A 12683-nucleotide genomic window follows, 5' to 3' on the forward strand; every position below is an offset into this window, starting at 1 on the left:
CAGGTATACAGCGTAAGCGTTTCCTTAATTTGGAATGGGTGGTTTATTTACGCCGTGCTGTACTAGTTAAATTTACTTGGCTCTAAAGTTTTTCTCTATGAGCAATTTAAGAACAGTATTTTTCTCACAAAATCACTACAACATTTATGACTAAACTAGAAAGTAAATTCTGTTTTTGCACTTTGGCGTTAGGTAAAAAATATCGCGCTCTAGCCTCTTTATTAGCCCAGGATATAGAAACCTATTCACCTCACACTTCTTTGGTTATTTTAACTGACAAACCTCAAGAGTTTAGCAAACATTCTCAAGTTTTAGCTTTTCAGCATGAGCAACAGGGAATCAAATGTTACCATGACAAAAGATTTGTCATTGCTAAAGCTCTGACGTTGTTTAATTCGTGTATATTTATTGATTCAGATATGCGGATATTAGCGCCAGTGCCAGAAGATATGCAATGGCTCTTAGCACCAGGAATAAGTGCTAGAGCTTGTATGGATATGACCGAAAAAATTGCCAAAGGTGAGACAACAAATAACAAAAAATTCCAGAGAGAAATTGAAGGAGTTAAAGAAGCAATAAAAATTTTAAATTTAGATTCAGACTGTGAAAATATTAAATTTGTTCATGAGTATTTGTTCTCTGTAACTAAGGAAGCAGAAAAAGAAATTGAATTCTTGAAACAATGGGAAATGCTTGCCAAATATTTTGAGCTAAATGGAGTTTATGAGGGTGAAGGCAATGCCATAGGTTTAGCTGCATACAAAGCTGGTTTACCAGTTAGATGGAGCGATATGTCAGGAATTTCTTTTTTTAATAATAAAATCGAGATGGTTAAAATTCAAAAGGGTCAGTCAAGTATGAATGAAATGTCGCTATATTTTGAAGAACATGGAAGAATTATATCTTCTCAGCTGTCTATACTAAGAAAATTTATATCTAAACTTGGTGAAGCTATTATGCATCTTTATAGAGTCATAAAGTTCAGAGTCGTTACTTCATTGTGAGAAAAGAAATTCAAGTTAGGAATGAATCGGAGTCAAGATCATCTTGAAAGAAGAGTTGATCAGATGTTAAAAAGCTTTTAATATAGCGGTTCTCGCTTGAATGACGTACAAGAACCCCACCCCCAACCCCCTCCCCGCATGCGAGGAGGGGGCTATGATGTACCTTATGTGATTAGGAAACGCTATAAAACTTTTAGAGAGAATAAAATGCTGAGAACCGAACGGCTCTGTTCGCTGCTCATTTGCATACTTTTGATCCGATTATCGGCTCACGATTAAAAAATTCATAATTCATAATTATCTTGGGGGATAATACTGGGGATTCATAACTGGAGATTGATAACCGTTTGCGGGTACTGTAGCTCCCATACTGTTGGGTGCAGGATTCACAACAGGGGGCTGATAACCATTCATCGGTACATTGCCTGTCGTACTGTTGGGTAAAGCAGGACTCACAACAGAGGGCTGATAACCATTTCCGGGTATAGTGCTTGTGGTATTGTTGGGTGTAACAGCATTTTGGCTAAACTCTTGGTAGGCAGCACGAGAAATTGAGCTAATCAGTTTTTCGGCGCGAGGGTCGTTATTAGGGCGTTGTACCATGACAGAGGCTATGTAGCGCTTGCCAGTTGGAACAACAATTAAACCTGCATCTGCCAACATTGTGCCGATATCACCCGTTTTGTGGTATATTCTCGCGCCTGTTCCCAAACCCGATGGTAGCAGAGTGTCTCTCTGAGTGCGACGCAAAATATCGAGCATGAGATCGCGTGATGGCATACTCACCAAATTTCCTTGACTGACAATCGCCATCAAATTCCCCAATTCCCTCGGACTAGTGGTGTTTGTCCCTTGCAAATCTGGGAGTTGATTACGAATGATTGTGTTTGTCAATCCCCAGTTTCGGAAACGCTGGTTTAAAGCGTCTATGCCTCCCAGTTTGGCAATCAGCATATTTGTCGCTGTGTTGTCGCTGATTGTAATCATTTGAGTGACGACTTCCAAAGCAGCGTACTGGGTTCCGGCTGGTTTATATTGCAGAGTTCCCGAACCGCCAGCTACCATATCCTGTTGCATGGTCAGCATTTCATCTAGGCGAATTTTCCCTGCATCCACATCCTGGAAAAAGGCGATTAGAATCGGCACTTTAATTGTGCTAGCCGCCGGAAAACTGGTTGAGCCATTGACATCTACATAATTACCACTATCTAAATCTACTAAAAAAACTCCGGTTGTAAGATTTGGGTTGGTGGCCGCTAAATTTTGCACGGCATTTTTCAAAGAGGTAATTTCTTGGGATAAATACAAACTCGAAACTGCGGCTTGGGGAGTTTGTGTAGGTTGTGGCTGCGATCGCACCACATTACTATTAGATTGCGGTGTCGAATTTGTGGTGATGCGATTAGCCGGGTCTAATACTGATAACACGGTGCCCACAATTGCACCCATCCCAACACCGACAATCAACAATCGCACAATATACAGTATAGTTTTGGCCATTGGCTTTAACCGCGTTTTCTGCGATGATCGCCGGACTCTTTTTGGCTTTTCCATCTGCACTGTTTTGACCATCACAGCACCAGGTCGAAAGGGAGGAATTTTCCCCTTCACACTAGGCATTGGTTTTACTGCTGATGGCATGACTAACCCCGATTTTACCCGACGTGTAGCACCGGAGATTGGCGGAGGACTGATTTGATTTTTTGGGCGTGTTAGCGCCGCTTGCCGTCCATTCGCATCTTGCTGCTGGCTATTAGCTTTAACTTTCTTCTTGACCACTTTTTGAACTTTTTGTGGCCGCTGGCGGCGATTTAAGGGTTGACGCCGCGAGAAAGCTGTTAGTTCGTCACTTGACTCTGACACAGTTACTCCTTGTGACCCACTTGACTGTTTTCTTGCAGACTCCTGACCCAAAACTTAATCTTTAAGCAATATTAATACTCAAATTCTACTTTGCCACTAAGTAGCATTTTTGTGTTTAGTTTAAGCCATATTAATTATTTTAGGGGCATGATTGCGTATATATTAAACGAATAATTACAAGTTTTCACCATCCCTCTGGTTTTTAATCGCCCATTCTACCTGCTGCAAAATCCCTCTCAGCATGGCTACTTCCCCTGTTTTCAGTTCAGCGCGATTATACAGTTGGCGAAATTTTTCCATCCGACTAGCTGCCGTATGCGGATATACATAACCAATTTTCAATAATAGTGATTCTAAATGCTGGTAGTATGCTTCCAGAACATCTAAGGGTGCGAGTTCAGTTTGGGGTAAGGTCTGAGTTTCAGGCTGTTCTACACATTGTGACAATTCATAACAGCAGATTGCTACGGCGGTAGCCAAATTTAGGATTAGATAATCTTGACTTGTGGGAATGCAAACAAACCTCTGAGCATAATTTAATTCTTCATTGCTTAATCCCCGGTCTTCTCTGCCAAAGATTAGTGCTGTGGGTTTTTCTGGTTCCTCCAGTAACCAGGGTAGTGCAGTGCGGGGGGTTTCTAAAGGTGTTTGCAAACTCCGAAAGCGACCAGTGGTAGCGATCGCTCTGACACATCCATGCAATGCTTCTGGTAAGGTTGCCACTAATACCGCAGATTCTAAAATATCCTGACCATGAACAGCCATCATCAAAGCTTCCGATGATAGCGGATCGCATTGGGGATTTACTAATACTAAATTATATAGCCCGAAATTTTTCATGACCCTGGCGATCGCGCCGATATTTATCGGACCTGCTGGTTCTACCAACACAATTCTTAATCCAGCCAAGCCCATTTTTTGCCTCCTGCGATCGCACCAAATGATATTTTTAGGCTAATTCTCAGCATTGTGTGTTCTGCTGAAAGTTTCCTTCACATCATTGTAACGAGAGTAAGTAAATACCCACGGCAGTTCTGAACAGTGACTTACACTTCTTTATTCAGCGCAATCTGTGCCGTTCAGCTAGTCGTTCGTCGCTATTTATTTGTAGCAATCTAATTGTTGTACGTCCTGGAGGCGTTAATTCTAGCAGATCGAGTTCTGAAAAGGTGACTGCTGCGGGTAACTGGCAATACTCACATCTGTAGTTTGCCGGCGAAGATTAACCGGAATATAGGTTCCACTCACGGTTAACTGGTCAAATAAGTGAGCAAGTAGTTCAGGTAAGCGATCGCCTACTTGTGCTAGTTTTTTAGATAGTTCTTCTGATACTTCCAGGGTAATTTTCGGCATGGTGCGCTTTCCTGAAGTGTGATCTTCTCCCCATTGTAAACGTGACAAGACTGGCAGAGTGAACTACCCCGCCGTCAGACAGATGTAGTTCCAATTCATCGGCAATAGCCTCCAGTACTCTGTAGTTCTAATCGTAATCGACTGCGGCAGTATTAAAAGCTTCTTGAATATTCATTTTTTAATTTTTAATAAAGGTAGAACTTTCTGTTTTAACAATTCAATTAAAGCTGGTTCCATATACTCATAATCATCTGGTATATCTAAACAGATAATTCTTTTATCTTTCAGAAAAGGCTGAAAATTTTTCGATAGTTTGTTTTTATGGGATTTTTCCATTACAAAGATAATATCAGCCCAGATAATAGCCTCTGTTGATAATGGTACTTCGGCATAGCGATCTAAACCTGCGGAGTCTGTTTCAAATCCTTCATATTCAGAAAATACAGCTTCGGCGGTGGGACTTCGCAGTTTATTCTGGCTACAGATAAATAAGAGCTTTTTCATTAATTAATATGAAGCGATCGGATTTTAGAAGCCTTTGAATCCAGGATTTTCACCTATCTTTAGTTGCTACTCATCGCTCTCAGAATCTCTCTGCTCCAATCCCAGCCAAAAGAGTAATACTTTTTCAACTTCAACTAGTTGTTCTGGTGTCAAGTCTCCCAACTTTCGGAGCAACTTTGCATGTGGAATTGTAATAATATTTTGTACGTCAAACACTCCTGCTCGGAGAAAGTTTACCTTTACCGCCACCTCAAATCTTGAACCGCGTGAGCTAGTTGTATGAGGAATTAGGGTTGCTAATGCTCGATCTTGATCTAAGGCAGGAATACTGATAATTAAGCATGGTCTAACTTTTGCTCTGTAGCCAAGATCGACAAGCCAAACTTCTCCACGATCAGGGCTACTCATAGGAAGCTTCTTGCCGATCTAATTCCAAAAAAAGTTCTTCTGCATTCCAAACCAAATCTTCATTTGACAAATATGGAAAATCCAAATGTCTGACCCTTTTTAAAATCTCTAGAGCTATTTCCAGTCTCTCTGACTCTGGCAGACGATCAAAGGTGCTTAATAATTCTTCCACTGGAGCAGTCATGACTCTCTTCATTAGACACCCCAATAGCATAGCACGATCCTATATAAACGTTCTGTGAGATGAGATTGCTCTACAGACAAGTCTTCAAATTATTCAACGATCGCATCTTACGAGCGATCGCACCACAGACAACCCCAAAACTACGCCAAGTAGAAGCGATCGTATCTTGTTCAACTTCAGAAAGTTGGATTAGAGTGTGGTGTTTATTCTTAGACAATAAAAATCAGTCAAGGGAAGACCTAGCTTCCGCGATCTGAAAAGGTCAGACCTCTTGACTGCTAACTATATTATAAGCTGTTATATCTCTAACATAAAAATTTTACTACAATAGATTCCTTATTTCAGGACTTACACCACCAGCAGATAAATAAAAATCCTGAATTTTTTTAACGTACTCGTAAACAAGTTTGTGCAAATCTGAATCAAAATTTGAAAATCCTTGCTCTGATGATAAATCTTCGTCTTCATCTTGCCATACTAAATGGCCAGGACATGGTTCTTTTGATTTCCAATTTTTTTTGTCTTTCTCTGAAGGAGTAATGCTTTTATCCCATACACGAATTATATACATATCATTTGGCCAACTGAAGTAAACTCCTAGCTCAATAAAAGATTTTTCCAGACTGACATCTATTTCAGATAACCTTATAGATGATGCATCATTTTCTTCATAGTCAGTAGAAGTTCTTAATTCACACTTGTTAGATTTTAAACCCTGAATAATTGATTCAGAAATATGTATTAAATTATTTTCCAGTTGACGGTAAGTGAAATCACTTCTATTGTTCTGTTTCATAGTGCCCCTTCTGAATTGAGATGGTCGCTTACAATACACTAAGGTAAGTTTGCTCAGAATTCATCGGCAAAATCCGCAACTTCCGATTTTTCAGGTCTGGTTCTAACCCTAAAACTTCCATTGGCGTTACGCCCAAAAGGGGATATGGTACTTCTGTGAGTTCCAAACAATCAAAGGTTCCTTGACGCTCTGCAATACTAAGTTCAACATCTCGGAAAATCCGCCCCTGCTGCACTCCAGCAGCAGTCTCTACCTGGGCTTCTCCACCTTGGACTAAACCTAGTTGACTAATAATGCTAGCAGGTAAACAGAGCAAAGTTGCACCTGTATCAACTAAAACATTATCCAGAGTATAAGAGCGAACTTCCTCCGAAGAAATAAAGCCTCGCTGTGCCAAACCTTGATCAATTCGATTTGTGACAGTGAGGGTAACTATTACTTGCCCCATTTGCTTACCCTGAAGATTTGGTAGTACCAGCTTACCCATTTCAGCAAACTCCTGAAAATACAGTATTTTTGAGCAATGCAGCAATATGCAAAAACGGCTGCCTGTAAAATATCAAGACAATTGATAGGAGCGAAGTTAATCAAAGGCGTCGCGTTGCAAATAACTGTCACAACTACCAAGAACCTGTTTTAATTGACTCAATATCATCTGCTAAATCCATTTCAGTATAATGGCGTGGAATTTTTTGTTGCCCTAAAAGTTGCTGAAATTCCCATACAGATAGATTAGCCAAGCGGCGTGCTTGACCAAAAGTAAAAATATTTTGATCGTATAACTGCAAGGCAATTTCCTGACGAATAGCCTGCTCACCTTGAGTTATGGAATCTGGAGATAATTGTAGGTTAATTGAACTCACAAATTGACTCATAACCAAAAACAGCGCTTTACTTATAGCTTACTCTGCGATCGCCTCACTTAAATCATAAGTTCTTTCTGCATTTTCTCAAGCTTTTCTAAATTTGCTTGATGAATATTATGTTGTCGAGCAGTAAGCCAGGTATAAAAGTTTTGGATATAAATACCTCTATAATTTCAAAGATTATTGCAACAGTACACATTTCTATTTGTGTCAGGAGATTGCCTAGCATAAACATCAATTATCATGACATTTTTGAGATATTGCTAAATCCAATCCAGATAACAATCAGAGGAATTACAAGTGAAAAAGGATTCCATAACCCTTGTCCTAAAAGCACAACTTGGCCTAGAGCAGTTAATGATGTATAGGTATATACGCCCCATTTTTTCATCATCCACATACCAACAAAGCTGACCAAGCCACCAGCTGATGATAAAGCAATAAGGAGAGGATACCAGGAAGCAATTGATGCTGTAATAGGAGAGAAGACTAGCAACATAGATATTGGTGCGCCAATAAACCCAAAAATACAAATCACTTTGATTGCTGTAGGTCTTGAGTTTGTTCTTTTTGCCTCTTTAACTTCTTCATTCAAGTTTTCGTTCGTATTTTGAAATGGTATTTCAAATCCTTTTGGGCGCTCTACATTTTGCTTGTCATGCTGGTTAATTTCTTGTGAGGACAATCTGGGTAATTGAGAACTTGTATTTTGAGTATCACTTTGCATCTGAGTGCTTTGACGCTGTTGTAACTGGCTACTCTTATCAGAGTTTAAATATTGAATGTTGGTTTGAAGCAAAGGACTAATTTTCAACAAATTTTCAGCAAGCTTTTTTTGTTCTTGGTAAACTTGAATAGATACTTGCTTATAACGTTCAGGCAGTAGAGATTTGAGAATATCAAGGGTTTTGTCTACTTGTAAAGCTATCTCACCATAAATCCTAGTATCGGGTTCTAATAACAAAGCTGTGTAATTAAGCTGTCCCAAACCTAAATACTCTGTAACGAGTTTAGTTGCTACCCCTTTGTTATTAGGCCCTTGGGAATCTGCTACTAAAGCTCTGAGTGTGTCTCTTGGTTGTAATTTCAGCGCGTTTGCCCAGTATGCGATTGACGCTTCTACTTGGAGAGCCGCAGTGAGAGCCGTAGCTAAATGAAGATTAGCGAAATAGTGGCTAGAGTCTTGCCTCAGAGCTTTTATGTAGCACCCGCAGCTAATTACAAGTGATTCTTGAGATTCCATCATCAGTTTTTTGACATTACTCTCTATCGCAATCTTTGGAGAAAGACCAAGATTTTGAATAAACTCTTGCCAACTACTGCCTGCAAAGACATAATCCCCCCAACGGCTTTCATAGCTGCGGTCGTATGCTTCTCCAGCTTTAAAGTAGTTTGCTGCACTAGGATTAGATTCGGCTTGCTGGTATAATTGACAACCTTTAGAGTCGAGTTCAGCCATTTTTTCAGCAGTAAAACCAAGTTCATTCACTTCCATTATTGACCTCACGAAGATTGTTTGTGGTTTACTAGATCCTAGTTCTCAGTGTTCCCAAACTTACGCGAGGTCTAACAGTAATTAGATGGAAATTATCTTATAGTCCGCTTACCTTGAAAATTTGGGATTACTAGCTTACCCATTTCAGCAAAATCCTGAAAATAGAGTATCTTTAAACGATGTATCAAAAGGCAAAAGCGCTAAGAAACCTTTGCGTCTTAGCGCCTTTGCGTGAGATATTATTTCTAACTTCCTACACCATCTCAGACGAAGCCTGCATCATCTGCTGAGGTTGCGGCTGGAACATGAACAACGAGTACACTACATCTCGGCGAATGTTAACCATCATATCCAAGAAGAGTTCGTAACCCTCGCTCTTGTATTCAATCAACGGATCTTTTTGCCCGTAACCACGCAATCCTACCGATTCGCGCAAGGCATCCATTTGTTGCAGGTGTTCCCGCCACAGAGTATCAATGCGTTGCAAGATAAAAAAGCGTTCAGCTTGGCGCATCAGTCCGGGTTGAACTTGGTCAATCTGCGCTTCTTTGAGGTCGTAAGCAATTCGCACCTGTTCATGCAGGAAAGCTTTAATCTCACTAACCGACATATCCTCTAATTGATTTGGCTGCAAATCCGCTAGCAGATAGACGAATTCTTTGACTTTCTCAACTAACTTTTCTAACTCCCACTCTTCCGAAGGCAAGTCTACGTTGATGTAGTAGTCAACGATGTCATCCATCGTTTTTTCAGCGTACTTGATTACCTGTTCTTTCAAATCTTGACCTTCTAACACTCGGCGGCGTTCGGCATAAATAGCACGACGTTGATTATTCATCACCTCGTCATACTCAAACACCTGCTTCCGAATATCGTAGTAGTAAGTTTCAACTTTTTTCTGTGCGCCTTCCAAACTGCGGGTAAGCATCCCAGATTCAATGGGCATATCTTCTTCCACTTGGAAGGCATTCATTAACCCAGCAACCCGCTCGCCACCAAAAATCCGCAGTAGGTTATCCTCTAAACTGAGGAAAAATCTCGTGGTTCCAGGGTCGCCTTGTCGTCCTGCACGTCCGCGCAACTGATTGTCAATCCGCCGCGATTCATGGCGTTCTGTACCAATTACGTGTAAACCGCCGATTTCCACTACTTCATTGTGTTCGCGGGTAGTAAATTGTTCGTATTCCTGCTTAATACGGTTGTAAGATTCCCGCAATTTCTGAATTACAGGGTCGTCAATGGGAGCTTTTTCTGCGGCGATCGCTACCTTGTCTTCTGCTTCCAATTCCGGTAAACTGCGATCGCCATATTCACGCACCGCAATATCTACTGCTTCTTTAAGTAATTTCTCCGTTTCTTTTGTCAACTGGGTGGGGAAAATCTCTGGTGAAGCCCGCCAAGTTTTGACTTTTTTACCAGGGGCAAAACCTTGACCACTGCCGTGTCCTGTTGGTAATCCGGCTGCTTTTTGAACTCCAAAGCTGTCTTCATCTTCTGGCATGACGATTCGGGGCATGAAGTATTCCCGCAGCTTCAAACGCGCCATATATTCGGAGTTACCACCGAGGATGATATCAGTACCTCTACCAGCCATGTTAGTAGCAATAGTAACAGCACCTTTCCGTCCGGCTTGGGCGACGATTTCCGCTTCACGCTCGACGTTTTCCGGTCGGGCGTTGAGTAATTCGTGGGGAATTTCTAGTTGTTTCAGCAGTCGGCTGAGAAGTTCGGATTTTTCTACACTAGTGGTTCCTACTAATACAGGTCTGCCGAGTTGGTGCATTTCGGCACATTCTTTAGCGATCGCACCCCACTTGCCCGGTTCTGTCTTAAAGACCATATCAGACAAGTCTTCGCGTCTTCTGGCTTGATTGGTGGGAATTACCGCGACTTCCAGCTTGTAAATTTTTTCAAATTCTGGTTCTTCCGTTTTTGCCGTTCCGGTCATTCCACCGAGTTTTGGATACAGCAAAAACATATTTTGATAAGTAATTGTCGCTAGAGTTTGAGTTTCTGGCTGAATTTCTTCGTGTTCTTTGGCTTCAATAGCCTGGTGTAGTCCATCACTCCAACGCCGTCCGGGTAGCACCCGACCGGTAAATTCATCCACAATTACCACTTCCCCATTGCGGACGATGTAATTTACGTCCTTGAGAAAAAGTTCTTTGGCTTTAATCGCATTGAAAACAAAGTGCGCCCAAGGATCATCTGGGTCAAATAAATCTGTGACTCCCAAAAGATTTTCCGATTCAGCAAAGCCTTCATCTGTCAATAGTACGTTACGAGCTTTTTCATCCACATCGTAATGCTCGTCTTTTTTGAGTGTGAATGCGATTTGGGCAGCTTGCAGATACTTTTCTGTAGGTCTTTCCACCTGCCCAGAAATAATCAGTGGTGTCCGCGCTTCATCAATTAAAATCGAGTCTACCTCGTCAATCACACAATAGTTGAAGGGGCGTTGCACCACATCTGCCATTGATGTCGCCATGTTATCCCGCAGGTAGTCAAACCCGATCTCACTGTTGGTGACATAGGTAATATCGCAGTCGTAATTTTTCTGGCGTTCGCTGGGGGTCATGCTAGCCTGGATTAGCCCCACACTCAGCCCCAAGAATCGATGCACCTGTCCCATCCATTCCGCATCCCGACGAGCTAGGTAATCGTTCACGGTGATGACGTGTACACCTTTACCAGTGAGGGCATTCAGATAACTCGGCAAGGTGGCGACCAGTGTTTTACCCTCGCCGGTTTTCATTTCGGCAATTTGCCCTATATGCAAAATGATCCCGCCAAGGAGTTGCACATCAAAGTGCCGCAAACCTAAGACTCGCCGTCCTGCTTCCCGGACAACGGCGTAAGCTTCTGGCAATAGGTCATCCAGAGTTTCGCCTTTGGCAACCCGTTGTTTAAATTCGGCAGTTTTACCTTTTAACTCATCATCGGAAAGAACCTTAATGTCTTCCTCTAAAAGGTTAATTTCAGTAACAGAAGGTTGGTATTTTTTAAGCTTACGAGCGTTGGGGTCGCCCAACAAAAGTTTTAGCATGGCAGATTATAGAACTGAATCAAGGGGATGGGGATTAAAGGTTCGGCATCGATTATAAACATTTAACCCAACCCAACCGTCTTGGTCGTGGATGGGTGTGAAATGAGAATTACCTCAAAAACAGGAGAAAAACTAAGTAATCAGTTTCTTAAATGATTGGTTTTAACTCTTATCTTATATTTACTCCTTCTTCATAGTATCATTTTGCCCCCAGATGAGGCTAGAGAAGGAGTGGGAGAATAAATAGAGTTATGAGTTATGAGTTATGAGTTATGAGTTATGAATTTTTTAACAAACTTTGGGGGTTTAATTCCCCGCCTCTAAGAAGCGGCAAGTTTTGTGTTGGGGTTAAATCCCCATTACAAAACTTTACCCTTCTCTTCGAGACGCTGCGCGAACGGCGTAGCTCAGGGCATCGCTTCCGACTTCCGACTTCTTTAACTCCTAACTCCTAACTTCTAACTCTTCACTTCCACTCTGCTGTCAGGCGGCGGAAATTGTAATCATTAGCACTGGGATGACAGCTGACACAGCTGCCAATCTGGACGGGACGTGGTAACTTAACTCCTGGATGCAAAGCTTTGAAATAACGCGAGTCGTTGACGCGATAGGGTGTTTCTTCGTCGTCTAGCTGGACACGGGAAAAAGTCGAAAGATATTTCCACACTAAGATGCGCTGCGGATCGACTAAAGGCTTGAGTTGTGCGCCGTAGTGCTGGGAGTCTTCCAGAAGATTTTTCCAAGTTTGGGTGGGCAAAACGGCTGGTGGTAAGCCGATGTGGCATGTGGAGCAGTTTTCTAAATACAGTTCTTGCCCCAGTTGGTACTGTGCAGGCACTACGTCAACAGTGCCAATTTCGGCGGAGGGAGTGGCACTTTGAGCGTTAGTTGCTAAAGCTAGAAGCCAGCCCATAGCTAGGCTCCAGGTGACAATTACCAGCAGTAAACCGAAAAATTGGCGTTTGAATTCATATTCGGCGCTTTGCTGTAGCGCTTGCCGTTGGCGTAGCCCGCCGTAGGCATCGCACTCAGGCGATCGCATTTGGCGATCGCGGGTTTTGCGCTTAACAAAAATTGACATTCCTCACATTCCCAGATATTCAGAAGTGGCGCTTGTGCTAATCATAAGACTTACGCAGTATTGGCAGTGTTTTGTGATTTTGC

General features: G+C 41.9%; 14 protein-coding genes. 1 reads left to right on the forward strand and 13 read right to left on the reverse strand.

Features of this window, described 5'->3' with window-relative positions:
- Nucleotides 1-146 precede the first annotated feature (146 nt).
- Nucleotides 147-1004: a hypothetical protein gene (locus tag V7K27_RS18055; protein ID WP_334949464.1), complete on the forward strand. Its 858-nt coding sequence runs from the start codon at nt 147-149 to the stop codon at nt 1002-1004.
- 297 nt (nt 1005-1301) lie between these two features.
- On the opposite strand, the gene V7K27_RS18060 is transcribed toward V7K27_RS18055, so the two are convergent.
- The 13 genes from V7K27_RS18060 to V7K27_RS18120 all read right to left on the reverse strand — a co-directional run bounded on the left by V7K27_RS18060 (nt 1302) and on the right by V7K27_RS18120 (nt 12600).
- Nucleotides 1302-2867: a serine hydrolase gene (locus tag V7K27_RS18060; protein WP_334949465.1), complete on the reverse strand. Its 1566-nt coding sequence runs from the start codon at nt 2865-2867 to the stop codon at nt 1302-1304.
- A 174-nt stretch (nt 2868-3041) separates the two neighbouring features.
- Entirely contained in the window at nt 3042-3782 is a 741-nt protein-coding gene (locus tag V7K27_RS18065; protein WP_334949466.1) for an RNA methyltransferase, read from the reverse strand.
- 231 nt (nt 3783-4013) lie between these two features.
- Nucleotides 4014-4268, reverse strand: coding sequence for a hypothetical protein (locus V7K27_RS18070; RefSeq protein ID WP_334949467.1), 255 nt, complete (start codon nt 4266-4268; stop codon nt 4014-4016).
- A 123-nt stretch (nt 4269-4391) separates the two neighbouring features.
- A complete protein-coding gene (locus tag V7K27_RS18075; protein ID WP_334949468.1) occupies nt 4392-4724 on the reverse strand; it encodes a low molecular weight protein tyrosine phosphatase family protein in 333 nt (110 codons plus the stop codon).
- A gap of 66 nt (nt 4725-4790) precedes the next feature.
- Complete coding sequence (locus V7K27_RS18080) at nt 4791-5132, reverse strand: type II toxin-antitoxin system PemK/MazF family toxin (RefSeq protein ID WP_334949469.1); 342 nt, start codon at nt 5130-5132, stop codon at nt 4791-4793.
- On the reverse strand, nt 5125-5316 hold the full coding sequence (locus V7K27_RS18085) for a hypothetical protein (RefSeq protein WP_334949470.1): 192 nt from the start codon (nt 5314-5316) through the stop codon (nt 5125-5127). The genes V7K27_RS18080 and V7K27_RS18085 overlap by 8 nt, the downstream gene beginning before the upstream one ends.
- Nucleotides 5317-5386: 70 nt before the next feature.
- A complete protein-coding gene (locus tag V7K27_RS18090; RefSeq protein WP_334949471.1) occupies nt 5387-5533 on the reverse strand; it encodes a hypothetical protein in 147 nt (48 codons plus the stop codon).
- A 105-nt stretch (nt 5534-5638) separates the two neighbouring features.
- A complete protein-coding gene (locus tag V7K27_RS18095) occupies nt 5639-6112 on the reverse strand; it encodes a hypothetical protein (protein WP_334949472.1) in 474 nt (157 codons plus the stop codon).
- A gap of 28 nt (nt 6113-6140) precedes the next feature.
- A complete protein-coding gene (locus V7K27_RS18100) occupies nt 6141-6599 on the reverse strand; it encodes an aspartyl protease family protein (protein WP_334949473.1) in 459 nt (152 codons plus the stop codon).
- A gap of 133 nt (nt 6600-6732) precedes the next feature.
- A complete protein-coding gene (locus tag V7K27_RS18105) occupies nt 6733-6987 on the reverse strand; it encodes a UPF0175 family protein (protein WP_334949474.1) in 255 nt (84 codons plus the stop codon).
- A 232-nt stretch (nt 6988-7219) separates the two neighbouring features.
- Entirely contained in the window at nt 7220-8473 is a 1254-nt protein-coding gene (locus V7K27_RS18110) for a hypothetical protein (protein ID WP_334949475.1), read from the reverse strand.
- Nucleotides 8474-8726: 253 nt separating this feature from the next.
- Nucleotides 8727-11519 (reverse strand): preprotein translocase subunit SecA, encoded by a 2793-nt coding sequence (secA, locus tag V7K27_RS18115; RefSeq protein ID WP_334949476.1) that lies wholly within the window; start codon nt 11517-11519, stop codon nt 8727-8729.
- A 466-nt stretch (nt 11520-11985) separates the two neighbouring features.
- Complete coding sequence (locus V7K27_RS18120) at nt 11986-12600, reverse strand: cytochrome C (RefSeq protein WP_334949477.1); 615 nt, start codon at nt 12598-12600, stop codon at nt 11986-11988.
- Nucleotides 12601-12683 lie beyond the last annotated feature (83 nt).

Origin of the sequence: Nostoc sp., assembly GCF_036919575.1 — a bacterium.
Lineage (GTDB): Bacteria > Cyanobacteriota > Cyanobacteriia > Cyanobacteriales > Nostocaceae > Nostoc.

Bases quoted from the DNA above. Each gene is read 5' to 3' on its own strand.
- V7K27_RS18055 (WP_334949464.1), top strand. From the start codon at position 147: ATGACTAAACTAGAAAGTAAATTCTGTTTTTGCACTTTGGCGTTAGGT.
- V7K27_RS18065 (WP_334949466.1), bottom strand. From the start codon at position 3,782: ATGGGCTTGGCTGGATTAAGAATTGTGTTGGTAGAACCAGCAGGTCCG.
- V7K27_RS18075 (WP_334949468.1), bottom strand. From the start codon at position 4,724: ATGAAAAAGCTCTTATTTATCTGTAGCCAGAATAAACTGCGAAGTCCC.
- V7K27_RS18080 (WP_334949469.1), bottom strand. From the start codon at position 5,132: ATGAGTAGCCCTGATCGTGGAGAAGTTTGGCTTGTCGATCTTGGCTAC.
- V7K27_RS18085 (WP_334949470.1), bottom strand. From the start codon at position 5,316: ATGACTGCTCCAGTGGAAGAATTATTAAGCACCTTTGATCGTCTGCCA.
- V7K27_RS18095 (WP_334949472.1), bottom strand. From the start codon at position 6,112: ATGAAACAGAACAATAGAAGTGATTTCACTTACCGTCAACTGGAAAAT.
- V7K27_RS18100 (WP_334949473.1), bottom strand. From the start codon at position 6,599: ATGGGTAAGCTGGTACTACCAAATCTTCAGGGTAAGCAAATGGGGCAA.
- V7K27_RS18105 (WP_334949474.1), bottom strand. From the start codon at position 6,987: ATGAGTCAATTTGTGAGTTCAATTAACCTACAATTATCTCCAGATTCC.
- V7K27_RS18110 (WP_334949475.1), bottom strand. From the start codon at position 8,473: ATGGAAGTGAATGAACTTGGTTTTACTGCTGAAAAAATGGCTGAACTC.
- secA (WP_334949476.1), bottom strand. From the start codon at position 11,519: ATGCTAAAACTTTTGTTGGGCGACCCCAACGCTCGTAAGCTTAAAAAA.
- V7K27_RS18120 (WP_334949477.1), bottom strand. From the start codon at position 12,600: ATGTCAATTTTTGTTAAGCGCAAAACCCGCGATCGCCAAATGCGATCG.